This window comes from Stenotrophomonas sp. KH_029 (genome assembly GCF_057839765.1).
In genome coordinates, this window is the sequence record NZ_CM174498.1 from 4086256 (window position 1) to 4110948 (window position 24693).

General features: G+C 67.1%; 22 protein-coding genes. 9 read left to right on the forward strand and 13 right to left on the reverse strand.

Going from position 1 to position 24693, the window contains the following annotated elements; genetic code table 11:
- Positions 1-188: 188 nt before the first annotated feature.
- The 3 genes from AC3ITM_RS18305 to AC3ITM_RS18315 form a co-directional block, all read right to left on the reverse strand.
- The gene (locus AC3ITM_RS18305) at positions 189-704 is read right to left on the reverse strand and encodes a cytochrome c oxidase assembly factor Coa1 family protein (protein WP_489267077.1); all 516 of its coding nucleotides are present in this window, start codon (positions 702-704) and stop codon (positions 189-191) included.
- A gap of 31 nt (positions 705-735) precedes the next feature.
- Positions 736-2964 (reverse strand): S9 family peptidase, encoded by a 2229-nt coding sequence (locus tag AC3ITM_RS18310; RefSeq protein ID WP_489267079.1) that lies wholly within the window; start codon positions 2962-2964, stop codon positions 736-738.
- A gap of 174 nt (positions 2965-3138) precedes the next feature.
- A complete protein-coding gene (locus tag AC3ITM_RS18315) occupies positions 3139-3828 on the reverse strand; it encodes a glutathione S-transferase N-terminal domain-containing protein (RefSeq protein WP_489267081.1) in 690 nt (229 codons plus the stop codon).
- Positions 3829-3936: 108 nt separating this feature from the next.
- Between AC3ITM_RS18315 and AC3ITM_RS18320 the strand changes: the two genes are divergently transcribed.
- Together AC3ITM_RS18320 and AC3ITM_RS18325 are read left to right on the forward strand one after the other, a co-directional pair.
- A complete protein-coding gene (locus AC3ITM_RS18320; protein ID WP_489267083.1) occupies positions 3937-4572 on the forward strand; it encodes a TIGR00645 family protein in 636 nt (211 codons plus the stop codon).
- A 185-nt stretch (positions 4573-4757) separates the two neighbouring features.
- A complete protein-coding gene (locus AC3ITM_RS18325) occupies positions 4758-5762 on the forward strand; it encodes an energy transducer TonB (RefSeq protein ID WP_489267085.1) in 1005 nt (334 codons plus the stop codon).
- 57 nt (positions 5763-5819) lie between these two features.
- Here AC3ITM_RS18325 and AC3ITM_RS18330 read toward each other — a convergent pair whose 3' ends face one another.
- Complete coding sequence (locus tag AC3ITM_RS18330; protein WP_489267086.1) at positions 5820-6074, reverse strand: hypothetical protein; 255 nt, start codon at positions 6072-6074, stop codon at positions 5820-5822.
- A 77-nt stretch (positions 6075-6151) separates the two neighbouring features.
- Here AC3ITM_RS18330 and AC3ITM_RS18335 point away from each other — a divergent pair, with 77 nt between their 5' ends.
- Positions 6152-6946, forward strand: a complete 795-nt coding sequence (locus AC3ITM_RS18335; RefSeq protein WP_489267087.1) for an AraC family transcriptional regulator — start codon at positions 6152-6154, stop codon at positions 6944-6946.
- A gap of 35 nt (positions 6947-6981) precedes the next feature.
- On the opposite strand, the gene AC3ITM_RS18340 is transcribed toward AC3ITM_RS18335, so the two are convergent.
- The 3 genes from AC3ITM_RS18340 to AC3ITM_RS18350 all read right to left on the reverse strand — a co-directional run bounded on the left by AC3ITM_RS18340 (position 6982) and on the right by AC3ITM_RS18350 (position 10780).
- On the reverse strand, positions 6982-9666 hold the full coding sequence (locus AC3ITM_RS18340; protein WP_489267089.1) for an XVIPCD domain-containing protein: 2685 nt from the start codon (positions 9664-9666) through the stop codon (positions 6982-6984).
- A complete protein-coding gene (locus AC3ITM_RS18345; RefSeq protein ID WP_489267091.1) occupies positions 9663-10109 on the reverse strand; it encodes a hypothetical protein in 447 nt (148 codons plus the stop codon). The genes AC3ITM_RS18340 and AC3ITM_RS18345 overlap by 4 nt, the downstream gene beginning before the upstream one ends.
- 212 nt (positions 10110-10321) lie before the next feature.
- Positions 10322-10780 carry a hypothetical protein gene (locus tag AC3ITM_RS18350; RefSeq protein WP_489267093.1) on the reverse strand — a complete coding sequence of 153 codons (459 nt, stop codon included), beginning with the start codon at positions 10778-10780 and terminating at the stop codon, positions 10322-10324.
- A gap of 555 nt (positions 10781-11335) precedes the next feature.
- On the opposite strand from AC3ITM_RS18350, the gene AC3ITM_RS18355 reads away from it, so the two are divergent.
- Entirely contained in the window at positions 11336-12985 is a 1650-nt protein-coding gene (locus AC3ITM_RS18355; protein WP_489267095.1) for an MASE1 domain-containing protein, read from the forward strand.
- Here AC3ITM_RS18355 and AC3ITM_RS18360 read toward each other — a convergent pair.
- The 4 genes from AC3ITM_RS18360 to AC3ITM_RS18375 all read right to left on the reverse strand — a co-directional run bounded on the left by AC3ITM_RS18360 (position 12928) and on the right by AC3ITM_RS18375 (position 17697).
- Positions 12928-13200 carry a hypothetical protein gene (locus AC3ITM_RS18360; protein ID WP_489267097.1) on the reverse strand — a complete coding sequence of 91 codons (273 nt, stop codon included), beginning with the start codon at positions 13198-13200 and terminating at the stop codon, positions 12928-12930. The two genes, AC3ITM_RS18355 and AC3ITM_RS18360, sit on opposite strands and share 58 nt — an antisense overlap.
- 1052 nt (positions 13201-14252) lie before the next feature.
- Positions 14253-15437 carry an ABC transporter permease gene (locus AC3ITM_RS18365; RefSeq protein ID WP_489267099.1) on the reverse strand — a complete coding sequence of 395 codons (1185 nt, stop codon included), beginning with the start codon at positions 15435-15437 and terminating at the stop codon, positions 14253-14255.
- Positions 15434-16180 (reverse strand): ABC transporter ATP-binding protein, encoded by a 747-nt coding sequence (locus AC3ITM_RS18370; RefSeq protein ID WP_489267100.1) that lies wholly within the window; start codon positions 16178-16180, stop codon positions 15434-15436. Before AC3ITM_RS18370 ends, AC3ITM_RS18365 begins: the two co-directional genes overlap by 4 nt.
- Complete coding sequence (locus AC3ITM_RS18375) at positions 16177-17697, reverse strand: alpha/beta hydrolase (RefSeq protein WP_489267102.1); 1521 nt, start codon at positions 17695-17697, stop codon at positions 16177-16179. Before AC3ITM_RS18375 ends, AC3ITM_RS18370 begins: the two co-directional genes overlap by 4 nt.
- A 431-nt stretch (positions 17698-18128) precedes the next feature.
- Between AC3ITM_RS18375 and AC3ITM_RS18380 the strand changes: the two genes are divergently transcribed.
- Positions 18129-19274, forward strand: coding sequence for a lytic polysaccharide monooxygenase (locus tag AC3ITM_RS18380; protein ID WP_489267104.1), 1146 nt, complete (start codon positions 18129-18131; stop codon positions 19272-19274).
- 55 nt (positions 19275-19329) lie between these two features.
- Here AC3ITM_RS18380 and AC3ITM_RS18385 read toward each other — a convergent pair whose 3' ends face one another.
- Entirely contained in the window at positions 19330-20079 is a 750-nt protein-coding gene (locus AC3ITM_RS18385) for a ferredoxin--NADP reductase (protein WP_489267105.1), read from the reverse strand.
- A 104-nt stretch (positions 20080-20183) separates the two neighbouring features.
- Between AC3ITM_RS18385 and AC3ITM_RS18390 the strand changes: the two genes are divergently transcribed.
- Genes AC3ITM_RS18390 through AC3ITM_RS18405 form a run of 4 tightly spaced genes read left to right on the forward strand, consistent with a single transcriptional unit; the run spans position 20184 to position 23765 of the window.
- Positions 20184-21143 (forward strand): ABC transporter ATP-binding protein, encoded by a 960-nt coding sequence (locus AC3ITM_RS18390; protein WP_489267106.1) that lies wholly within the window; start codon positions 20184-20186, stop codon positions 21141-21143.
- The gene (locus AC3ITM_RS18395; RefSeq protein WP_228886119.1) at positions 21140-21940 is read left to right on the forward strand and encodes an ABC transporter permease; all 801 of its coding nucleotides are present in this window, start codon (positions 21140-21142) and stop codon (positions 21938-21940) included. The genes AC3ITM_RS18390 and AC3ITM_RS18395 overlap by 4 nt, the downstream gene beginning before the upstream one ends.
- Positions 21940-22878 (forward strand): 2-dehydropantoate 2-reductase, encoded by a 939-nt coding sequence (gene panE, locus AC3ITM_RS18400; RefSeq protein ID WP_489267108.1) that lies wholly within the window; start codon positions 21940-21942, stop codon positions 22876-22878. The genes AC3ITM_RS18395 and panE overlap by 1 nt, the downstream gene beginning before the upstream one ends.
- Positions 22879-22880: 2 nt before the next feature.
- Positions 22881-23765, forward strand: a complete 885-nt coding sequence (locus tag AC3ITM_RS18405; RefSeq protein WP_489267109.1) for a Rossmann-fold NAD(P)-binding domain-containing protein — start codon at positions 22881-22883, stop codon at positions 23763-23765.
- A gap of 92 nt (positions 23766-23857) precedes the next feature.
- Here the strand turns inward: AC3ITM_RS18405 and AC3ITM_RS18410 are convergent, their stop codons facing one another.
- On the reverse strand, positions 23858-24673 hold the full coding sequence (locus AC3ITM_RS18410) for a TatD family hydrolase (protein WP_489267111.1): 816 nt from the start codon (positions 24671-24673) through the stop codon (positions 23858-23860).
- Positions 24674-24693: the final 20 nt, after the last annotated feature.

Sequence of the window (24693 nt, forward strand, 5' to 3'; positions counted from 1 at the left end):
TAGTGCCACCGCAAACGCCTGACAAGAAAGAACAGGGTCGAGACTAGGCGCGGCGGCAGCGGCAAGCCGTGCGTGGCATCACGCTATCAATCGAATCAGCAGAGGGTGCGAAAAGCATTGCTGAAGCCTTGGAAGAAACGCGCCGCCTGCGTCACGACAAAGCACGCCTCCCTCTGCAATCGCTGCATTTACAGGCTTGCCTTCAGCGGGCAGTCGCCTCCCTGGCGGCATTCGCGCAACGCGCACTGCCGCGCCGCCTCGGCATCGTCCAGCGCGGTCAGGTCGATGGTTTCGGACGCCTCGGTGACCACGTACAGGATCGGGTAATCCCATTGGCCCTGCGCGCGGTCGGCGCGCAGGAACAACCGGCCCTTGCCCTGCGGCCCGTGAAGCTGGACCACCAGCTGGCTGGAGGCGGTGCCATCGCCGCTGGAGGCCACGTCGCCCATCGGCAGGAAACCGTCCTGGATCGGTTCGCCGAGCTCGGCCACCAACTCGACGCTGCAATGCGCGCGCCGCATGGCTTCAAGATACGGCTCGCTGCCGCGGATCCACTGCGACCACTGCACCAGTACCAACCAGACCACCGCAGCGGCCGCCGCGCCGGGTACCAGCACGGCCAGCGGAAGCGTCCAGCGCCAGTGGCGGCGCCACCATCCTTGGCAAGGGCGAACAACCCCGGAAAGCGGGGGTGGCTGGGTCATCGGCGTCCTCCTTGTAGCCGGTGATGTAGCGCTATGGTGCCAGACAGCGCCCCAGGAAGTCCTCGGCCAGGCGGTAGCGGTGCAGCGCGTTGCTGCCCGACAGGCCGTGCTTGGCGCCCGGATAGGTCATCAGTTCGAACCGCTGGCCGCGCTGCTGCAGCGCGCTCATCAATGCGGTGGAGTTGGTGAACAGCACGTTGTCGTCGGCCATGCCGTGGATCAACAGCAGGCGCGAGCGCAGGCCGTCGATATGCGCCAGCACGCGCGCCTGCTCATAACCCTTGGCGTTGTTGCCGGGCAGGTTCATGTAGCGCTCGGTGTAGTGGGTGTCATACAGGCCCCAGTCGGTCACCGGTGCACCGGCCACGCCACAGGCGTAGCTGTCCGACGCCTTGGCCAGCAACATCAGGGTCATGTAGCCGCCGTTGGACCAGCCCTGCACGCCGATCCGCGCCGGGTCGACCCAGGCCTGCTGCTTCAGCCAGGCCACGCCGCGCAGCTGGTCGGCCACTTCAACGGTGCCCTGCACGCCATACAGCGCGCCGCCGAAATCGCGGCCACGGCGCGGGGTGCCGCGGTTGTCCAGCGAGAACACCACGTAGCCCTGCTGGGCCAGGTACTGGTTGAACAGGTGGTCGCCGCGGCCGGGCCAGCTGTCGGTGACGGTCTGGCTGGCCGGACCGCCATACACGTACACCACCACCGGGTAGCGCTTGCCCGGGTCGAACCCGGCCGGCTTGATCAGACTGTAGTGCAGCTCGGTGGTGCCGTCGGCGGCCTTGAGCGTGCCGAATTCGACCGGCCGCTGCGCGTCCAGGTAGCGCGCATACGGATGCTTGGGATCGGCCAGGTTGTTCTCGACCAGGGTGGCGATCTTCTCGCCGTTGGCGCGGTACAGCGCGATCTGCGGCGGGGTGGTGGTATTGGACCAGCTGTCCACGTAGACGCTGGCATTGCGCGCGAAGCTGGCGCTGTGCATGCCCGGCGCCTGCGACAGGCGCTGGGGGGTGCCGCCCTGCAGTGACACGGCGTAGAGCTGGCTTTCGCGCGGCGAATCGATGCCGGCGCGGAAATAGGCCTTGCCGGCCGCTTCGTCCACGGCCAGCAGTTCATCCACCGGCCAGCTGCCGCTGGTCAGGGCGGTGACCTGTTTGCCATCCTCGGAGATGCGGTACAGGTGCTCGAAGCCGCTGCGTTCGGACGACCACACAAAGCCTCCCTGCTTGAGGAAATGCAGGCTGTTGTGCAGCGGCACCCAGGTGCGCGAGGTTTCGGTGACCAGGGTGTGCTGGCGGCCGCTGGCCAGGTCGGCCTGGATCAGTTCCAGGGTCTTCTGGTCGCGCGACTGGCGCTGGAAGGTCAGCCGCTGCGGATCGCGCCAGTCGACGCGGGCCAGGTAGATGTCCGGATTGGCGCCCAGGTCGATCCAGCGCGGTGCGACGCCTGCCTGCGGGGCGATCACGGCCAGCTTGACGGTGACGTTGTGGTCGCCGGCGGCCGGGTAACGCTGCTCGATCATCTCGGTGCGGTCGGCGTACATCTCGTAGCGTTTCTGCACCGGCACCGGGCTTTCATCGATGCGCGCAAAAGCGATCGCCGAATCGTCCGGCGCCCACCAGTAACCGGTGTGGCGGTCCATCTCCTCGTCGGCGACGAACTCGGCCACGCCGTTGCCAATGGTGTCGCTGCCATCGCCGGTCAGCTGGATCTGGCGGCCACTGGCCAGGTCGATCACCCACAGGTTGCGCGCGCGCACGAAGCTGACGAAGCCGCCCTTGGGCGAGAGCTTGGCATCGGTGGCGAAACCTTCGCCATGGGTGAGCTGGCGCACGGCGGCCTTGCCCTGCCTGGACAGGTCGTACAGGTACAGCTCGCCGCCCAACGGGAACAACAGGGTGCGTGCGTCGGGCGACCACTGGTAATCGACGATGCCGCTCATCGCGGCGATGCGCTGGCGCTCGCGGCGGGCCTTTTCGGCATCGCTGAGGGTTTCTTCGCCGGGCAGCACCAGCTTGGAATCGACCAGCAACCGGGTCTGGCCGCTGGCGATATCGTAGGCCCACAGGTCCAGCTGGTTGCGGTTGGCTTCCTTGCCGCGCAGGAAGCTGACCTGCGAGCCGTCCGGGGCCACCTTGGGCTTCATCAGGGTCGGGCCGGACAACGGCAGCGGACCGGTGATGGCTTCCAGGGACAGTTTTTCAGCGTGGGCGGCGGTGGTCGAAGCGAGCATGAGGGCAAGTGAAGCAAACAGGTGGCGCATGAAGGATTCCGGCAGCGTCTGGGCATCCCCCGGCCCGGCTGAGCCGGTGGGGAACGCTTCATCCTAACCAAAACCATCCCGGCCCGGCCAAACGCCGGTAGTGCCGGCCGCTGGCCGGCTTCTCGCTGCGCCATCTATTCCAGGAGCCGGCCAGCGGCCGGCACTACCGGGGGGCTACCGCTGCCCGAACAGGTGTTTGCGCTCTTCGGCGCTGAGCGGCTTGCCCGCATCCGGGTTGACCTGCGCGCGCAGCGCATAGGCCCGCGCGGTGGCCGGACGCACGGCGATCGCATCATGCCAGCGCTTGAGGTGCGGGAACGCGTCGAAATCGACCGGCAGCTTGTCGTAGGCGCCGATCCACGGGTAGCTGGCCATGTCGGCGATGCTGTAGTTGTCCCCACCCAGATAGGCCGACTGCGCCAGGCGCTTGTCCATCACCCCGTGCAGGCGGCGCACCTCGCTGTTGTAGCGTTCGATGGCATAGGGGATCTGCTCGGGCGCATATACGTTGAAGTGCCCCATCTGGCCGCTCATCGGGCCCAGCCCGGCCATCTGCCAGAACAGCCATTCCAGCACCGCCACCCGGCCGCGCGCGTCGGTCGGCAGGAAGCGGCCGGTCTTTTCGGCCAGGTACAGCAGGATCGCGCCGGACTCGAACACGCTCTGCGGCGCGCCGCCGTCGGCCGGCTGATGGTCGACCAGGGCCGGCATCTTGTTGTTGGGCGAGATGGCCAGGAATTCCGGCTTGAACTGGTCGCCATTGCCGATGTTGACCGGCACGATCCGGTACGGCAGGCCCAGCTCCTCCAGCAACAGGGTGACTTTGTGGCCGTTGGGGGTGGGCCAGTAGTACAGGTCGATCATGGCGGCGGCTCATGTACGGGGAAGCGCCGAGTGTAGTGCGAGAGTTGGGTTGGCAGGGTCAAGCCGGACCCGGTAACCTGCGTCGTCCCCGCAACGCAGCATCCCAGCATGGCCACCGCCCACAAGCCCGTCAGCCCCCTGTCCTCCCTGATCTTCGCCTCGCGCTGGCTGCAGCTGCCGCTGTACCTGGGCCTGATCCTGGCGCAGTGCGTCTACGTCTTCCTGTTCGGCAAGGAGTTGTGGCACCTGCTGCACGAAGCCAACAGCATGGGTGAGCAGCAGATCATGCTGCTGGTGCTGGGCCTGATCGACGTGGTGATGATCTCCAACCTGCTGGTGATGGTGATCGTGGGTGGCTATGAGACCTTCGTGTCGCGCCTGCGCCTGGAAAACCACCCGGACCAGCCCGAATGGCTCAGCCACGTCAATGCCAGCGTGCTCAAGGTCAAGTTGGCGCTGTCGATCATCGGCATCTCCTCGATCCACCTGCTGAAGACCTTCATCGCCACCGGCAACCTGGACGGGCTGCCCTCGTGTGACAGCGATGCCTACCTGCAGGCCGTGTCGGCCGCCGTCGCCGCGCACGGCCCGAACGCCACGGTGGCCTTCAAGTGCGTCGCGATGACCTCCACCGGGGTGATGTGGCAGACCATCATCCATGCCGCCTTCATCCTGTCGGCGATCGGCATCGCCTACACCGACAAGCTGATGAACGGCACGCCCAGCAAGGCCCTGTCGCACTAAGGCTTGCCCGGCAGCGCCGGCATCGGTGACGATGCCGGCCTGCTCCACCGCCCTGCCCCGGCCGGGCCGGTGGATGCTAGATTGCACCTCTGCAGCACCGCCGTGGACGCTGGGAAACGCTCATGGCCTTTGGCCGGCCTGACCGCATCGGGCCTTACATATCGTCGTCTTCAAGGGGAAGTTGGATGTCGCATGTCAACACGATCGCCAAGGCGCGGCTGCTTGCGCCGCTGGCCCTGCTGGTGGCCCTGGCCGCCTGCTCGGGCAAGGACGAACCCGCACCGGCCACACCGGCAGCCCCTGCTGCTGCCACGCCCGCTGCACCGGCCGCGCCGGCGGTGTCGGCCAAGGTGCAGTCGATGGGCACCGACCAGCTGCGCGAGCTGGTCAGCCAGGCCCTGCGCGAAAACCGCATGTATGCACCCGTCGGCGACAACGCCATCGAGTACTACCTGGCCCTGCGCGACAAGACCCCCGACGATGCTTCGGTCAAGAGCGCGCTGACCGACCTGCTGCCCTACACCCTGATCGCCGCCGAGCAGAGCCTGGCCCGCGAGGACTTCGCCGAAGCGCAGCGCCTGGTGGCCCTGATCGAGAAGGTCGATGCCACCGCCCCGGCCCTGCCGCGCTTGAAGCAGGGCATCAACGGCAGCATGCAGAACGCGCTCAAGCGCACCCAGGAAGAGACCGACAAGGTCAAGAAGGACGCCGAGGCCCGCGCCAAGCAGTTGGCCGACCAGCAGCGCCAGCAGCAGGCCGGCGAAGCCGACGCGGCCCGCCAGATCGCCGCACAGCAGGAAGCGGCGCGCCGCGACAGCGAACGCCAGGACGGCGAACGCCAGGCTGCCGCCCGCCGTGAAGCCGAGCAGCGCCAGCAGGCCGCGGCCGCCCAGCAGGCCGCAGCAGCACGCCAGGCACCGGCCGCCGCCGCCGCGCCCAGTCTGCGCCCGGTCAGCACCCCGGCCCCGCGCTACCCGGCCGAGGCACTGCGCGCAGGCACCTCCGGCGAAGTGCTGGTGGAGATCACCGTCGGCACCGACGGTTCGGTCACCAATGCCCGCGTACTGCGCGCCAACCCGTCGCGCGTGTTCGACCGCGAGGCCCTCAACGCGGTCAAGCGCTGGAAGTTCGAACCGGTCGGCGCCCCGGTCACCACCCGCCGCACCCTGGCCTTCGCGCCGGGCGGTTGATCGCGGTCGGCGTCGTTTGAACGCAAAAGGCCCGGAGCGATCCGGGCCTTTTCTTTTTCAGCGGCTACGTTCAACCAGCTGCCGCAGCGCCGGGTCGCGCGGCACCAGAACGTCGAACAAGCCCAGCGCATGCAGCCCGGGCAGCAACGCGCGCAGGTCGCGCTCGGCACTGGCCCGGTCGGTGTGGCTGGCGGCAGGGTCCTGCAGGAGCCGCGCATTGGCGAGGAACGCCCCTACGCTGCCTTTGCGCACGGTGATGCCATCGCGTTGCACATGATCCTGGTCATCGGGCAGCAGGTCTTCGGGGCGCATCGGCAACTCCGGTTGTTCGGGGAGCACCAGTATCGGAGCACGGCCTCATCCGATCTGTCGTATAACTGCCAATCACCATGGCAAATCAGACATATACCGCCTTGCTCGACCCTGCGCTGGCCGACGCCGGTCACGGCCCGCTGCTGTTCGCCGCCAGCACCGGCCGGGGCGCCGGTCCACGCCGTACGCCGCGCCACCAGCATGCGCGCGGCCAGTTGATCGGCGCCCGCCACGGCCTGCTGCAGATCGAAGCCGGCAGCACCCAATGGCTGCTGCCGGCCGGCCACCTGGCCTGGATCCCGCCGCAGCTGCCGCATGCCCTGTTGGCCCAACAGGTGTTCGATGGCTGGAGCCTGTACTTCAGCGCGGCGACCAGTGCCTCGTTGCCCAGCCACCCCCGCATCCTGCTGCCCGGGCCCCTGCTGCAGGCGGCAGTCACCCGTGCGCTGACCTGGGTGCCTGCACCGCTGGACGGTGCGCAGCAACGCCTGGCCGAGGTGATCGTGGATGAGATCGCAGCCAGCGCGCCGTTGCCGCTGGCACTGCCGCAGCCGCAGGACCGTCGCCTGCGGCGGGTGGCGCGTGCGTTGGCGCAGCAGCCGCATGACGTGCGTGAGGTCGAGGCATGGGCTGCGCTGGTCGGGGTCTCCAGCCGCACACTGGCGCGACGCTGGCAATCGGAAACCGGCATGGGGCTGGCGCAGTGGCGGCAGCGGTTGCGGGTGCTACATGCGCTGCCACACCTGCTGGCCGGCGAGTCGGTCACCGCTACCGCGCTGGGAATGGGCTACGACACGGTCAGTGCGTTCATCGCGGTGTTCAAGCGTGAGCTGGGGATCACCCCGGCCAGGTACGCACGCCGCGCAGGGTGATGGGTGCGTTGCGGAAGGCCCGGCGCAATCGGGCGTCAGCCCATGCTCGGTCCGCTGGGTCCGTTCTGGTGGCGCTGCTGGTCCATCGCCAACTGCTGTTCGCGCTCCTGGTTGAGCGCCTGCACCTGCTGCACGCTCTCCTGCAGCGGCGGCGCGGCCTGCGAGACCTCGGTCATCGAGCGGAAACCTTCGGTGGTGCCTGCGACCCAGATCCGGTCCCCGGCCATGATGACCCGGTCGATCTGATCGCGGGTGGGAATATCGGCCTGCTTGGCATCGTGCACGGCACGCATCACGTGATCGTCGCCGATGTGCGCGGGCACGTCCTGGCGGATGCGGGCGAACATGGCCTGGTCGGCCGGGGACAACGCGGCCAGCCCCTGCTGCTGCGCCGGCGTGCGCTCGGCCACAGGCGCGTTGCTGACCAGGTGCGGCGACCGCGCCTGTGCCCATTGAACCGCATGCGCTTCCATCGATACCGACAACGCCTCGGTCGGGTCGACGCGGACGAGGGTCGGCTCGGCAAAGGCATTGCGCTGGTGGATGCCTTCGATCCGGCCATCGGCGGCAATGCGCACCGTATCGATACGCGTGCCTTGGCGCTCGCCCTCCACCAGCAGCGCGGCGGCCACCTGCTCGCTGTGCCGGCCATGCGGAATGCCGCGATTTGCCTCGGCGTAGCGCAGCTCCTGCAAGACGTGCTGGAACTCACCATGGCCCGGGTGCCGTGCATCGGACAATCGCTGCGGAAGCGGTGCTGCCTGCGGTTCGGGCGACCTGGGTGGTGGAGATACCACCGCGGCGGGTATCTCGGCCTGCTGTTCCACCGATGGCGTTACCCGCACCGCCTCCAGCGTGGTGATGGGCAGGCCGGGGTTTTCCGCCAGGCCCGGTGGCAGCAGTGCCTGCACCTGCCGGCGCTGCGCCTCCAGGGCCCGGTCCAGTTCGACGCGCAGGTTGCCATCGGCGTGGCTGTCCCACAGCAGGCCATCGTGCGTCCACTGGCCACCGGCATCACGCGCATAGTGTCGGCCATCGGACCCTGCCACCCGTTCCGGGTGCGCCAGCGTGTCCTCGATCGCGTCGGGCAGCTTGCCCTGGCTGTGCCGCTGCCAATCGTTCTGCACGTATACGGCCTTGAACGTGGCGGCGATGGCGGCCGGGCTGCGCGCGGCATTGTCGGCGATGACCTGGTCCGCCTGGGCGTCCAACCGGACCGCACGCTCGGGCGAGGCGGTCTGGGTGAACCCCATGCCCGGCCTGTCATGATTGATCTGCCGCTGCCAGCTGCCGCTGGCCGGGTTGCGCGACCAGTCGCCGCCATAGGCGCTGGCGGCATCCTCGCCACTGGCCGGCAGCTGGAACGGCGCGCGTGCGCTCGCCATCGACAGGGCCAGTTCGGTGGCCTTGGTCACGGCCTTGAAGTTGAGTTCGTCGGCCAGTTCCGGGCTGGCGCTCAGCCGCTGCCCCTGTGGGGCGGCCGGCAGCGGCGGCAGCGTGCGCGTCCAGCCCTCTGCGGGCTTGGTCGGGTCGGCCTGCCAGGTATTGCCGTCGCTGCCGCGCTGGGTATAGATGCGATGGTGGTCGACCACGTCGGCCAGCTTGTCGCCGGCCACTCCGCCAACCACCGCACCAACCGCGCCGATCGCCACCGCGCCGGGTCCCAGCGGGCTGCCCACCGCCAGGCCCGCCTCGAAGCCCAGCCATGCTCCGGCACCCCGGCTGGCAGACCGGCCCACCACGGCCTGCGCACCGGTCAGGTTGCCCTGGCTGCGCAGGCGCGCGTAATCATGCGCGGTATCTGCGGCCTCAATGCCGGTGGTGACCACGCCGGCGCCATGCCCCAGCGAGCGGGCCAGCCGGGTGGTCGCCGGGGTCGAGTGCAGACCGGCGTCGGGCATGACCTCCAGCTGCCATGCCTGCAGGCGCGCCTGGCCAGCCTGCGCATGCACCGTCGGTGGGCCCGCCAGTTCGCCCAGCTCGCGCGAAGTGCTGGCGACGGGCGGCACATGCCCCTGCACCGGCCCGTCCCGGAAGTAGGTGCGGCTGTCCAGGTGCAGGCGATCCTGTTCGTCGCGCAGCAGGGCGCCGCTGTAGTTCACCCCGGCGCGCAGGTTGCCCAGGTTGGCATGCGATTGGGCAGCCACCATCTCAAAGACAGCCTGCTGGCCCTCGCGGACGTGCAACTGGGCCAGCATCGGGCGGGGCAGCCCCTCCACCGAAGTGACCTGCTCATTGGCCAGGATGCGCGGCAGTTCGGTGGCACCGAACACCCGGTCCGGGGCGGCGTTGGGGACTACGACCCGCACATCCCCTCGCGCGCCGTCGGCGAAGCGGGCCGACGCTTGTGCCCATGGGCCGTCGGTGGGGTGATAGAGCCATTTGGTGGTGGGGCTGCTGTAGCCAGCATCTTTGAACTCTGACGGAAGCACTCCATCCAGTCCTGAGGCCGCATTCTGGAACTCTCTTGAAGTCAGAAGCTCCGCCGCCTGACTGTTATTGATGATACGCACATCCTGGACCGATGCTTTCAGCTCCTTGGCCACGTCTTCCGTCGAGAGTCCACCTCCCAACCTGCCGCTGTAGAGCACCGTGACACGCCCCGGACTGTCGGCATTCACCTGCTCCACCAGAGCCCCCAATTTCTCACGGGTGTTGTAGGCAGCAGGGTGTTTGCGGAGTAGTTCAATCGCCTGGGCAGCCGTCAGCGGCGCGCTCATAGGATGCACTCCTCGGCCAGGTCCAGCGTTACGGTGAAGTCAGTACTTTTCGAGAACACTCCACCATCCTTGTGAGCCAGCAGCGCGGACCTCAGATCATCCAGAATCGCCTGCTTATGTCCCTTCAATGCTGATGGCAAGCCATTGGTACCATTGAGGCGTACCAGCCTCCAATGTGACCATGCTGCCCCTCCTCGCTTTCCGGTTGCATGCAGCAGGTCGAGCCGCAACGTCAACGGTGTTCCTTTCCAGTAAAAAGTCCAAAGGCCCTCATGCTGGGTATCTTCGTCGCGCCCCATGGACACGTTGCGCAGATAGATATCGCGCTCACGGTCGATCGTCCAGTCCCGGGATTTGTTGCCACCGACGAACTTCGCGTCTATCTCGGCCAGGCGATATTTTTCTGCATCTTCGGGTGTGATGTATTCATTTACGAACGTCACGGGGTACTCCATCAAGGTGATGCCGAGGATATGGCCCGGATGTTACGCGACCCGCCGTACTGGAACATCGACCGGCGTCTGAATTTTCCACCTTCAACGCAGCGAAACGGCTCAATGCGGCGGCGTGCCGGTTGCCCTCGTTCGCTGCCTGGCTGTTGTTGATGCACACGATTTGAATGGATGTTTACAGTTCCTTGGCTACGTCTTCCGTCTCATAGGATGCACTCCCCGGCCAGGTCCAACGTTACGGTGAAGTCAGTACTTTTCGAGAACACTCCACCATCCTTGTGAGCCAGCAGCGCATACATCAGATCATCCAGAATCGTCTGCTTATGTCCCTTCAATGCTGATGGCAAGCCATTGGTACCATTGAGGCGTACCAGCCTCCAATGTGACCATGCTTCCCCTCCTCGCTTTCCGGTTGCATGCAGCAGGTCGAGCCGCAACGTCATCGGTGTTCCTTTCCAATAGAACGTCCAGAGACTCTCGTGCAGAGTCTCCTCTTCCCGCCCCCACGAAAGGTTGCGCAGATAGATTTCGCGTTCGCGATCGATAGTCCAATCGCGAGATTCATTTCCCCAACTGAATTTCGCATCTATATCGGCCAAGTGATATTTCTTTGCATCCTCTGGCGAGATGTATTCATTGACGAACGCCACGGTGCCCTCCATCAAAGCGATTCCAGGTTAGTGGACCGGATGCTACGCGACCTGAGGCGTTGGAGCACCGACTCGCCTATGGCTTCTGCATTTTTCATGCGCAGCGAAACAGCGCAATGCGGCGCCGCGGCACGCCCTCGCGAGCATGGAGCGCACGCACATCGGATGGGGCAGCGCTCCTTCAGCGAAGCGACCCGGTCGTTGACCAGGATATGCGGCAATTCGATGACACCAGCCCTCGGCCAGAGCGGCGCTGGGCACAGCCACACGCACAGCCCCGCATGCACCGCCGCAGAAGCGGGCCAAGACACCTGTCTACGGAGCCGTCGGCAGATCAGCCGATAGCATGTGATTTAAATCACTTTTTTCACGGCGGAACCCTGAGACACTGAATGCTCAGCTGCGGGCCTATGCAATCGCCCCGGCTCTCAATGCCATCATGATCAACGCCGCTATCGCATCGGGTATCACCTGCTCTTTTGCAGAGCGCCGCATGCAACGCCAAGCTGTTGATCTGTACGGGCTGACGGCCCACTGCATCGAAAGACATGGATCCGAAGGAGGCTGATGGCAACTCGGCTCGGTTGGTTGGAAAAGGAACTCCGCATACCCAGCATCCGCATTCTTCCCGGTGGCCTGTTGCTGGCTGCGGCGTATACGCTGCTCTACCCGATCCTGCGGAACCTGTCCGTCGACCAGTGGTTTCTGCCGGCAGGCCTTCGCGTCGCAGCCCTGTTGCTGTTCGCGCCGCGCTATTGGCCCTATCTGGTCCTGGGCGAGTATGCGATCTTCGCCTATGCACGCTTCCCGCACGCCGCGCACTATGGCTGGACCTATACAATCGTCGCGTCGGCCGCACTGATGCCGGCGGTTGCCTTCATCGTGCACCGGCACCAACGGTTGATCGCTTCGGGCAGCCAGAACTGGATCTTGTCCGTTGCGGCGTTGTCCGCTGTCACCGTCACGGTGGTGAATCTAGGCGCTGCCTGGCTCCTCAGTCCGATCACGCAGGATATTGTCTCCTGGAACGGCGCCCTCAAGCATGTCATCGGCCAGTACCTCGCGATCCTGATCTTTGCACCGCTGGTCGTGTTGTGGAAACAAAACCCATTTGTCAGCCCCTCGATCAGGCGCATTCCGCTGGTTGCTCTGGCGTCGATTGCGGTGATGGTCATGCTGGGCGTGATCGCCATGCTGATCCCGATCCCTCCCATGGATCCGACTCAGCCAGCGCAGGGGTTAACGGCGCAGGAATTGATCCAGGCTTCGCTACGCATCCTCATGATTGTGCCGGCAATTGCATTGACCTATCGGCACGGTTGGCGAGGCGCTGCGATTGGCGTTGTATCGCTGAACCTGATCGCCGGGCTGACGATACGAAGCACCGGCGAAGCGGGCTCTTTCGATGGCAATGCCTTCATCGCCCAGGAAATCCTCGCGGTGGCAGGCACGGGGCTGCTGATTTTTGGCTCGTCAATCTCCCACTATTACCGCAAATTCAAACACCGCGACGTGGCCGGCCGGCATGCCATCGCCGCGGCGCGCATCAACCTGACTGCGGGCGAGCGCGCGTTGTTCGATAGGGTCATTCGGATGGAGATCATCGCCAATGATCTCGACAGCGCCCTGCGCAACGCCATCAGGAAGATTCGCAATAGTGGCCTGCCCGGAGAGGCGATGGCGCTACAGGACACCAGCATCCCGCAACTGCAGTTGTTTCGCGAGCAACTGCTGCTGACCTACCCCTCCGGCATCGGGCACTACGGCCTGTATGTTGCGCTGCATTCCAGCGGATTCTTTGCTTCACTGGAACAGACTGGTCGGCTCACGCGTCCGCGCCTGCATGGCAATCCGGCCCACCTCAGCATTGAGTTGCAGGTCACCGCGTATCGCAGCATCTGCGATGCAGTCCAAGTGCTTATGGAGCACGAAACCGGAACCATCGATGTGCGCGCCCGCTGCTGGCGACAGGGTACGTACCGCGGAATCGCCATCAATATTGCGCTGCTCGACAGGCTCAAGGTACTTGCCCCCGCAACAACGGTGCATGCCATGGATCTGCTTATGGGGCGCGCACTGCTCTTCGACGGCACCGTCCGGTGCCGCCGCAATCGAATCCGCATCCTGCTCAGTGAACACGTCACCGGCGAACCGGTGGGTCACCGGGTTCCGTCGGGCGCCTCCACCGACCAGAGTATGCCGCCTGCGCTCTCGTAGGCGACCAGCACCATACGGCCGTTGTTGTACAGCTCGGCGCGCTTCGCCCCTGCCGGAATCGGCAGCGCTTCCCCTGGCAGCGACACCCGGTCGGCGGCGCCGCCGGCGGGCAACGCCCAGAACAGGGTGCCTTCACTACCAATGATGGCGCGTACCTTGCCACTGCGGTCATTGACCTGCAGGTAGGTGAAACCACCGCGCTCGAACTTGTACACGCCCCATCGCGAAGACTGGCTGACATTGCTCGCCAAGGGGGACGAGTCCCCGAGACCAGACGCTGCTTTGGGACTCCAGGTAGGGTCGCTAGGACAGCAAGCGGTGGACACCTCCTGGGCCAGGCCCGGCCCGGCCACCATCATTGCCAACACTGCCACACCATATACACCGCTTCTTTTCATCGCCATAACTCATCCGTCGTCGAGGGATTGATCCAGATTTCCGCTACTGGCCGTCGCGCATCCATGCAATCGTCCCCAGCCTGTCATGCACGCACGCCACGAATGTGCGCCTCCACCTCGGTAACGTCGATACACAGGGCCACAGCGACGTCCTTGTCGGCATGCCGCTCCATGCAGGTCTCGCCAACCGCGTGAATGATTGCTGCAACGGCCTCGTGTTTCGGGTCACTTCTGCGCGGCCTTGTTCTGATGGGCGGTCACGCAGTGACCAGAACGCCATGCGTGCCATATTGAGCGCAAGCAGAGAGTCGCCAGCTGCGCCGATCAGCGCGGCGATTACTCCGTTGGTGATGCCGGCCATGTCCAGCTTTCCCCATTTGCTGGGCAACGTCCAGCATCCAAAATTGTCTCAGCTGGCCGCCACTACGCATGCCCAGGGTGATTGCATAGCCCTTGGTATTAAGCGTCAAGTGTCTCAGGGTTCCTTCGTGGAAAAAGTGATTTAAATCACAGGTAAATATCGCACTCACGGCCGATGGTCCACTGGCGGGAGGGGCTCCGTCCGTTGAGCCGCGCGTCGCTCCCGTCCCTCTGCGCCTTCCGGGAAGATGTATCCTTTGACGCACATCACCGGACCCTTCATCAACGCGATGCCGGATGTGTGGGTCGAATGTCAGGTGACCTGCCCCGGCGAAAAACCGACCCCTTTCACCAATGGGATTCAACGTCTGGTTGATCACAGAATGCAAAAGGCCCGGAGCGATCCGGGCCTTTCTGTTGAAGCTGCGGGTAGGTCCGACCACGGGTCGGACCTACCGGATATCGCGATGTCAGGCCGTACCCGCCGCACCGCAACGCACCGGCAACGGTCAGCCGGAAATGGCCAACCGCTCCTGGTGGTAACGGCGCACCGCGGCGTACCACAACACCGCCGCCAGGCCGAAGCCGGCGGTGAGGTAGACGCCCCACATCTGCGCGCTGATGGTTTCGTGGCGGATGATCTTCAGCAGCATCTGGTTCTGCGCCAGGAACGGCACCGAGAACTGCCACAGCTCGCTCTTCAGCGGGTACACCATCAGCGCGTAGCCGGGCAGCATCGGCAGCAGCATCAGCCAGGTCATGTGGCTCTGCGCTTCCTTCATGCTCTTGGCCGCCGCCGACAGGAAGGTCAGCAGCGAGGTGCCGATGAACAGCATCGGCAGCATGATCAGCAGCATCTGCAGCATCGGCAGGAAGCCCATGTTGAGCTGGCGCGCGGCATCGCTGCTGGACAGCTGCGCGCTGAGCTTGAACGCCAACAGAGTGAGCAGCAACGAGGCCAGGCCGACCGTGCAGGCCGCGGCGATCTTGCCGCTGACGATGGCGCTGCGCGGAGCCGGGGTGGCCAGCAGCGGTTCCAGCGATTGCCGTTCGCGTTCGCCGGCGGTGGTGTCCATCACCAGGTAGGCGCCGCCAAGGAAAGAGGTGATGGTCAGCAGTACCGGCAGCAGTACCGACAGCATCACCCCGCGCTTGGCCTCGGCGGTGGCCAGGTCCTGGGTGGCCAGGTCCAGCGGTCGGGCGACCTGGGCATCCACGCCGCGGGCGAGCAGGCGCAGCGCGCCCACCTGCTGGTTGTAGCCACCCAGGGCGCGCTGCAGGCGTGCGGTGGGAATATCGGCCGCGCGCCGGGTGCTGTCCTGGATGATCTCCACCAGCGCCGGGCGCCCTTCCACCCAGTCCTTGCCGAACTCCGGGCTGATGCGCAGGGCCACATCGACCTGCTGGCTGCGGATGGCCGCGGTCAGGTCGGCCGGTGCCTCCACCACGTTGAGCCCCTGCGCGGCCAGGAAGCGCACCAGGTTGGGCGCGTGCTGCGCACCGATGGTGGCGATCTCCAGCGGTTTGTCGATCTGGGTCTTGACCCGGCTTTCGGCCAGCATGCCCATGCCCAGGATCAACACCGGGTACAGCAGCGGCCCCAGCAGCAGGGTCAGCGCCAGGGTACGGCGGTCGCGGCCGAGATCGCGCAGTTCCTTGCGCATCACGGTCAACAGGGTGGCAAACGAACTCATGCGTGCAGTCCTTCTTCGGTACCGATCGCCTTGACGAAGGCATCTTCCAGGTTGCTTTCCCCGGTCTGGCTGCGCAGTGCATCGGCACTGCCGGCGGCCATCACCGTGCCCTTGGCGATGATCACGATGTGGTCACACAACGCGGCCACCTCCTGCATGATGTGGCTGGAGAAAATCACGCAACGGCCCTCGTCGCGCAGCGCGTGCAGGAAGCCGCGCAGCGCGCGGGTGGTCATCACGTCCAGGCCGTTGGTGGGCTCGTCCAGGATCACATTGCGCGGGTCGTGCACCAGCGCGCGGGCGATGGCGGTCTTGGTACGCTGGCCCTGCGAAAAACCGTCGGTCTGGCGGTCCAGGATGTCTTCCATGTCCAGCGCCCTGGACAGCACCTGGGTGCGCTCGCGGATGCGCGCGGCGCTCATGCCGTGCAACTGGCCGAAATAGGCGATGTTCTCGCGCGCGGTCAGTCGCTTGTAGACCCCGCGCGCGTCGGGCAGCACGCCCAGGTTGCGGCGTACCGCGACCGCGTCGACCGCCGCGTCCACGCCATCCACCAGCACCCGGCCCTGGTCGGGGGTCATCAGCGTGTACAGCATGCGCATGGTGGTGGTCTTGCCGGCGCCATTGGGGCCGAGCAGGCCGGTGATGCGGCCGTCTTCGGCGTGGAAGCCGACGTTCTCCACCGCCTTGATCAGGCCGGTCTTGGTCTTGAATGCCTTGTGCAGGTTCTCGGCGACGATCATGGTTCCCATCCGTTGAACGAGGTGAAGGCCGGCACCGGGCTGAGGGTATCCAGGCAGCGGGCGTCGAGCGCCTTGGCATCGGTGCTGTCGAGGAACTGGCCGAGCAGGCGCGGCATGCAGCCGGCGCCCAAGGTGCCGTGGCCCTGGCCCTTGGCCAGCAGGTGGCGGCCGTTGGGCAGGGTCTTGAGGACCTGCTCGGCATAGCGCGGCGGAGTGACCGGGTCGAATTCGCCGGACAACAGCAATACCGGCAGGGTCGAACTGAACGGCGCGGTGAAGTCCTTGGGGCGGCTGCCCACGTTCCAGGCCGGGCACGCGGCGAAGAACATGCGCGCCACCTCCGGCCCCAGCAGGCGGTCGCTGGCCGCCGGCTCGCGGTAGCGGTCGGCGTCTTCGGCGCAGATCACCGACCACTGCATGCCGCGGTTCATCTGCACGCCCAGCGAACGGCCGGCCATCCTGCTCAACGACATCAGCGGTGCGTAACGCCCCTGGGCCGCTTCATCGAGCACCACCGGCAGCAGCGAGGACAGCTCGGGCATGTACGAGAACATGAAGGCCAGGCCGGTCACCGAATCGGCGGTGAGCGTGTCGCGCCGGGTTTCGGCGGTACCCGGGTCGCGGTACTCGACCTCGACCGGGGCCTTGGCCAGGGTGGTCATGACGTTGCGCAGCTGGGTGCGCGTATCCACCGGGAAGCGCTTGGCGCAGGCCGGGTCCTGGCGGCACTGCGTGGCCTGCAGGTCGATCGCCGCTTCGAAGGTGTCGGCGAAATCGCCGCCGACCACTACATCGTTCGGCGCCACCCCGTCGATCACCACGCTGCGGGTGTGCTGCGGGTAACGCGCGGCGTAGTGCTGGGCAACGCGGGTGCCGTAGGAGCCGCCGATCAGGTTGATTTTGTCCACGCCCAGTGCGGCGCGCACCGCGTCGATATCGGCGATGGCCTGGGTGGTGGTGTAGAAGCGGGTATCGGCGCGGTCGGCCAGCGAGGCGGCGCAGCGCGCGGCGAAATCGCGGATCAGCGCGGCCGATGGCGTGGCGGTTTCATCGAGCGCCAGTTCCTTGCCGTCGGCGCCCAGGCAGGTGAGCGGGTTGGATTTGCCCGTGCCGCGCTGGTCGACCAGGATGATGTCGCGCTGCTTGCGCACTTCGCGCAGCGACTGGTTGATCACCGCGGCCACTTCGGTGGCGGCCTGGCCGGGCCCGCCGGCCAGGAAGAACACCGGGTCGTCCTTGCCCTTGCCGGCATTGCCGGCCTCCAGCCAGGCGATGTTCAAGCTGATCCTGCGGCCCTGCGGCGCGGCCGGGTTTTCGGCGACCTGCAGGGTGGCGCACTGCGCCTCGACGTTGTCGCTGGCGCGGGTGCTGGTCAGCGTGCAGGGTTTGAACAGCAACGTGCCGTAGCTGCGGCCGGCGGCGTCGGCGGCCGGCACCGGCCCGGCCGATGGCGCGCTGCAGCCGGCGGCCAGGGCGGCGGCCAGCACCGCAGCCAACCTCAGGTGGTATGTGGACATCTTCGGTGCTTCCCCTCATTGAAGTGCGTGCCATCACGACGATGCCGTGCGGCGAATGTGACCCAACTTACACGGACACCGGGCGGGCCGGTACTGCCCACCCGGCCCGGCACGCGCGGGCAGTTCCCGCGCGGCAGGATCACCGTCGGCTCCGGCACGGACGCCGCGGCCATCGGCGCATCGATGACGCCAATGACGCCATGCGCATGGGCCGTTCCCAACCCAACCGCACCGCTGCGCGAAGAACAGCACAGCGGGAACGGGACGCAGTGCCCAGAACGCTGCAATGGCACGATTTCCTACCCTTCGACAGGCCGCCGCGCAGCGACACTCCCGGCGCCGCTGCGGTCACCGCGCGGCGTCGGGCGGGGTGCCGCCACGGCGCACCGCCCGCCCGGGGCGGCACTCTTCCCTTCCTGTTGGATTTCTCCATGTCTCCTCGTTTACCCCACGCAGCCCTGGCCCTGTCCCTGGCCCTCGGTGGCCTGTCCCTGTCCGGCACCGTCCACGCGCACGGCACCATGCTCAAGCCGATGAGCCGGGTCTACACCTGCTTCCAGGGCAACCCGGAAAACCCGACCAATGCCGCCTGCGCGGCGGCCAAGGCAGTGACCGGCCCGCAGGCGTTCTACGACTGGATGGGCATCAACCAGGCCAACGCGGCCGGCAACCACCAGGCGGTGGTGCCCGATGGCACGCTGTGCAGCGGCAACCACCCCACCTTCCGCGGCCTGGATCTGCCGCGTACCGACTGGCAGGCCACGCCGATCCAGGCCGACGCCAACGGCCGCTACCTGTTCGAGTTCAAGGCGCCGGCGCCGCATGCCACCCGCGAGTGGAAGTTCTACGTCACCCGCGACGGCTGGCAGCCGGGCAGCACGCTGCGCTGGGGCGACCTGGAGGCGTTCTGCACGCTGGGCAACACGCCGTTGTCGGCCGACGGCACCTACAAGCTGGATTGCCCGCTGCCCAGGCGCAACGGCCCGCACGTGATCTACAACACCTGGCAGCGGTCGGATTCGGCCGAGGCGTTCTACACCTGCATGGACGTGCGCTTTGAAGGCGGCGGCACCCCGCCACAGTGGCTGGACGCCGGCGCCCTGACCGCACGCGGCGCCCTGCCGGTGGGCAGCCAGGTCGAACTGCGGGTGTTCAACGCCAACGGCAGCGATGCCGAACGCATCACCGCCACCCTGGCCGCCGGGCAGACCGCCGCTGCGCAATGGCCGCTGGCGCTGGCCCGCAAGGTCAATGGCAGCGCCCGCCAGGCGCGGATCGGCGTGCTCACCAACGGGGTGATCACCCCGGTCGCCTCGGCCACGGCCAACCGGGTGTACCTGCAGCGCGGGCTGACCCACCAGATCGACATCCGCCTGCCCGACCCGGGCGGCGACTACGACTACCTGTACCCGGCCGGGATCGGCAGCTACGTGCCCGGCCAGACCGTGGTCAAGGCCAGCGACGGCAAACGCTATGCCTGCCGTCCCTATCCGGAAGGCGGCTGGTGCAACATCAACGCCGATGCCTACCGGCCGGGCACCGGCTCGGCCTGGCGGGATGCGTGGATTCCGTACTGAGGTAACGCTGCGGGAGGGGGCTGGCCCTTCTCCCGCACGCCGGCCAGGCAGGGCCTTACTTGCTGCTGACGTACTTCTCGCGGCGCACCTGCGGGGTGGGCAGGCCGGCGGCCTTCAGGGCCTCGAAGGTGGCATCGACCATGTCCGGGTTGCCGCACAGATAGGCGATGTCGGTGGCCGGGTTCGGCGCGAATTCGGCCAGGTGCTGCTGCACATAGCCGTGGCGCACGTCCGGATGCGGGTTGTCGGGCAACGCGCGCGACAGGCATGGCACGTAGCGGAAGGCCGGGTGGGCGTCGGCGAAGGCGCGGAAATCGTCGCTGTAGAGCAGCTCGGCCGGGGTGCGCGCGCCCTGCAGCAGCACCACCTCGACCCCGCGCCCGGCGATGGCCGCGGCCAGCAGCGGCAGCATCGAGCGATACGGGGTGACCCCGGTCCCGGTGGCGATCAGCAGGTAGCGGGCGTTGTGGTCGCCGGGCATCAGGCAGAAGCGGCCGAACGGGCCGCTGGCGGTGACGTGGCCGCCGATGTCCAGGCCCTCGAACAGGGCCGTGGCGGCGCCGCCGGGGACGAAGCTGACCGCGATATCGACCGCCTCGCCCGGGGCCAGGGCGTGATCATGAATGGTGGCCAGCGAGTAGCTGCGCTTGGTGGCGGTGCCGTCGGCGTAGGCGAAATGGACCTGGATGAACTGGCCGGGCTGGAAATTCAGCGGCTGGCCGTCATCGCGCAGGAACTGGTAGTGGCCGACGGTGGGGGCCAGCATGCGCCGGTCGACCAATTTGAGGGGGAATTGAACAGGCACGACTTTTCGGGACAGTGTGTAGCCGGGGCAAGCCCTCGGGGTCTTCTATAATAGCCCCTCCCCGCCCCTATCCAGCGCCAGCCCATGGGCGCGAAGGCAAGAGCTTGGCTTCCCAGAACACTCCCGCGCCCGCTTCGGTCCCCGCCCTGCGGGTGCACGACCTCCGCAAGACCTACGACAACGGCACCCAGGCCCTGAAGGGCGTCTCGCTGGATGTGGCCCCGGGCGACTTCTTCGCCCTGCTCGGCCCCAACGGCGCCGGCAAATCCACCCTGATCGGCATCATCAGTTCACTGGTGAACCTCAGCCAAGGCCAGGTGGAGGTGTTCGGCAGCGACCTGATGCGCAACCGCAGCGCCACCATGCGCCTGATCGGCCTGGTGCCGCAGGAAATCAACTTCAACCTGTTCGAAAAGCCCTTCGACATCCTGGTCAACTACGCCGGGTTCTACGGCGTGGCCCGCGCCGAGGCCGAGCAGATGGCCGAGGAGGAGCTCAAGCGCGCCCACCTGTGGGAGAAGGCGCAGGTAATGAGCCGCACCCTGTCCGGCGGCATGAAGCGCCGGCTGATGATCGCCCGGGCGATGATGACCCGCCCGCGCCTGCTGATCCTGGACGAGCCCACCGCCGGGGTGGACATCGAGATCCGCCGCGACATGTGGCGGGTGCTCAAGGAGATCAACGCGGCCGGCACCACCATCATCCTGACCACCCACTACCTGGAAGAAGCTGAGCACCTGTGCCGCAACCTGGCCATCATCAACCACGGCCAGATCGTCACCCAGGGCCCGATGCGCGAGCTGCTGGCCAAGCTGGACGTGGAGGGCTTCCTGTTCGACATCGACGGCACCCTGCCGGCCCAGCTGCCGGAAATCGAAGGCGCCACGCTGATCGCCACCGACGGCCACACGCTGGACGTGGACATGCCGCGCGCGATGGACCTCAACCGCGTGTTTGAAGCCCTCAACGCCGCCGGCATCCGGGTGCGTTCGATGCGCACCAAGAGCAACCGCCTGGAGGAGCTGTTCGTGCGCCTCACCGGCAACCAGGAGAACGCGGCATGAGCACCACCCCCACCCCGGTCCTGACCGACGGCCAGCGCAACCGCATCGCCCTGATGACCATCGTGCGCCGCGAAGTGGCGCGCATCCTGCGCATCTGGGGCCAGACCCTGGTGCCGCCGGCGATCACCATGACCCTGTACTTCCTGATCTTCGGCGGCCTGATCGGCTCGCGCGTGGGCGAGATGGGCGGCTACAGCTACATGCAGTTCATCGTGCCGGGCCTGGTGATGATGAGCGTGATCCAGAACAGTTACGGCAACATCAGCTCTTCGTTCTTCGGCGCCAAGTTCGGCCGCCACGTGGAAGAGCTGCTGGTCAGCCCGATGCCGAACTGGGTGATCCTGTGGGGCTATGTCTCCGGTGCGGTACTGCGCGGCCTGATGGTCGGCGTGATCGTGCTGATCATCGCCATGTTCTTCACCCCGGTGCGCATCCCGCACCCGCTGGTGACGCTGACCACCGTGCTGCTGGGCGCCACGATCTTCTCGCTGGCCGGTTTCATCAACGCGGTATACGCCAAGAAGTTCGATGACGTGGCGATCGTGCCGACCTTCATCCTGACCCCGCTGACCTACCTGGGCGGCGTGTTCTATTCGGTCAAGCTGCTGCCGGCCTGGGCCGAAGCCGCCACCCACGCCAACCCGATCTTCTACATGGTCAACGCGTTCCGCTACGGCCTGCTGGGCACCAGCGACGTGCCGCTGTGGGTGGCCTATGCACTGATGATCGGCTTCGTGCTGGCGCTGACCGCGCTGGCGCTGTGGCTGCTCAAGCGTGGCGTTGGGATGCGCAGCTGATGCGCATCCTGGTCCTTGGCGCCGGCGGCACCGGCGGCTACTTCGGCGGCCGCCTGGCCCAGGCCGGGGTGGACGTGACCTTCCTGGTGCGCCCGGCGCGCGCGGCGCAGCTGGCCAGCGAGGGGCTGGTGATCCGCAGCCCGCTGGGCGATGCGTCCTTCCCGGTGCAGCACGTCACCGCCGAGGCGCTGCCGGCGCTGGCGGCGACGCAGCCGTTCGACCTGGTGATGCTGAGCTGCAAGGCCTACGACCTGGGCAGCTCGATCGAGGCGATCGCCCCGGCGATGGGCCCGCGTACCACGGTGCTGCCCATCCTCAACGGGCTGCGTCATTACGCCGATCTCGACGCACGCTTCGGCCGCGACGCGGTACTGGGCGGGCTGTGCTTCATCAGCGCGACCAAGGCCGCCGACGGCGCGGTGGTGCACCTGGCACCGGCCGCCAAGCTGACCTTCGGCGAGCGCGATGGCATCGGCAGCAGCGCGCGCGTGCTGGCGTTGGCCGCGGCCTGCGTGCAGGCCGGTGTGGACCACGTCGCCACCGATGCGATCGGCCAGGAGCAGTGGATCAAGTACACCTTCCTGACCACGCTGGCGGCAGCGACCTGCCTGATGCGCGCCGATGTCGGCACGATCGTGGCCACCGATGACGGTGCAGCGATCGTGCGCGGCCTGTACGAGGAGTCCGTGGCGGTAGCCGAAGCGGCCGGCGAGCCGATTCCGGACAAGGCACGCCAGGCCGCACTGGCCGCGACCACCCAGGCCGGCTCGGCGTTGAAGGCGTCGATGTTGCGCGACCTGGAGGCCGGCCAGCAGGTGGAGGCCGAGCAGATCGTCGGCGACATGCTGGTGCGTGCCCGCGCCGCCGACCAGGCCGCGCCGCTGCTGATGGTGGCCTACAGCCACCTGCAGGCCTACCAGCGCCAGCGCGGCGCCTGAGCATGGCCGGCGCTGCACCGGCGCGCGTGCTGGTGCTGGGCCTGGGCTACAGCGGGCGGCATCTGGCCACCCTGCTGCAGGCCCGCGGCATCGACTGCAGCGGGACGGTGCGTGATACGTCGGCCGCTGCCGACAACGGATTGCAACGCCATCGCCTGGCCCCAGGCCAACCCGTCGATGTGGCGCTGCGCGAGGCGGTCCGGGCCTGCGATGCGATCCTCTGCAGTGTCCCGCCCGATGCCGACGGCGACCCGGCGCTGCACCTGCTCGACGACGCGCTGCAGCAGGCAACGTCGTTGCGTTGGGTCGGCTATCTGTCCTCAACGGTCGTGTACGCCGACCGCGATGGCGGGTGGATCGATGGGCGGTCGGTGGCCGATGCCGGCGACGACACCGCACGCAGGCGCCTGCTGGCCGAACAGCAATGGCGCGCATTCGCGCGGTCACGCGGCTGCGCCTCGGCAGTGTTCCGCCTGCCCGGCCTGTACGGGCGTGGCCGCAACGCGCTGGTGCAGCTGGCCCAGGGCAAGGCGCGCCACGTGGTACGGCCGGGCCTGGTGTTCAACCGGTTGCACGTGCAGGACCTGGCGACGGCGGTGCTGGCGGCGATGCAGCGCCCGCCGGGCGATGGACTGTACCTGCCGGCCGATGATGAGCCGGCCCCGCCGCAGCACGTGCTGGCGCATGCGGCGGCGCTGAGCGGGCTGCCGTTGCCCGTTGCGCAGGCCTGGGATGACCCGGCCGTGCCTGCATCGCTGCGACGCTTCTACAGCAGCAACAAGCGCATCGACAGCCGCGGCACGCGCGAGGCATTGCAGTGGCAGCCGCGGTTCCCGACCTACCGCGAAGGGCTGGCCGATGCGTGGGCCCATGGAGACGGACGGTAGCCCACGACCGTTGGTCGTGGGATCGCATTCCGACGGTGGTCATGGGTGCCGCGTACCGAACCGCGTACCGACCAACGGTCGGTACCTACCGGTCAGGGCGTCTGCGGCAGCCGGAAGAACGCGCGCGTAGCCGCCGTCGCGTTGGCGGCGGTAGCCTGCACGTCCTCACCACGATCGCGGGCCAGCTCTTCGACGATGTGCGACAGGAACATCGGTTCGTTGCGGCGGTCCTTGGGCAGCGGCTTGAGCGAGCGCGGCAGCAGGTAGGGCGCGTCGGTCTCGATCATCAACCGGTTGGCCGGGATGTGCTTGACCAGCTCGCGCAGGTGGCCGCCGCGGCGTTCGTCGCACAGCCAGCCGGTGATGCCGATGTACCAGTCCTGGTCCAGGTAGTCGAACAGTTCCTGGCGTTCGCCGGTGAAGCAGTGCACCACCGCCGCGCCGAGCTGGCCGTCGAAGTTCTTCATCTGCGCCATGAAATCGGCATGCGCATCGCGCTGGTGCAGGAACAGCGGCTTGCGCGCGCCATCGGCGCCGCGTACGTCGCTGGCAAGCTGCAGCTGGCGCTCGAACGCGCGGTGCTGGGCCGGGCGCGGGGCGAAATCGCGGAAGTAATCCAGCCCGCATTCGCCTACCGCCACCACTTCGGCGTGCGCATGCAGCGCACGCATGTCCGCATCGCATTCGTCGGTGTATTCCACCGCGTGGTGCGGGTGCACGCCGGCGGTGGCATACAGGAAACCGGGGTGCTGGCGCGCCAGCTCCAGCGCCAGCGGCGAGTGTTCGCGGCTGGCGCCGGTGATCACCATCTGCACCACCCCGGCCTGGCGGGCGCGCGCCAGCACGGCGTCGCGGTCGCGGTCGAAGGAATCGTGGGTGAGGTTGGCGCCGATATCGATCAGGTGCATGGGGCTGCTGCAGGTCGGAA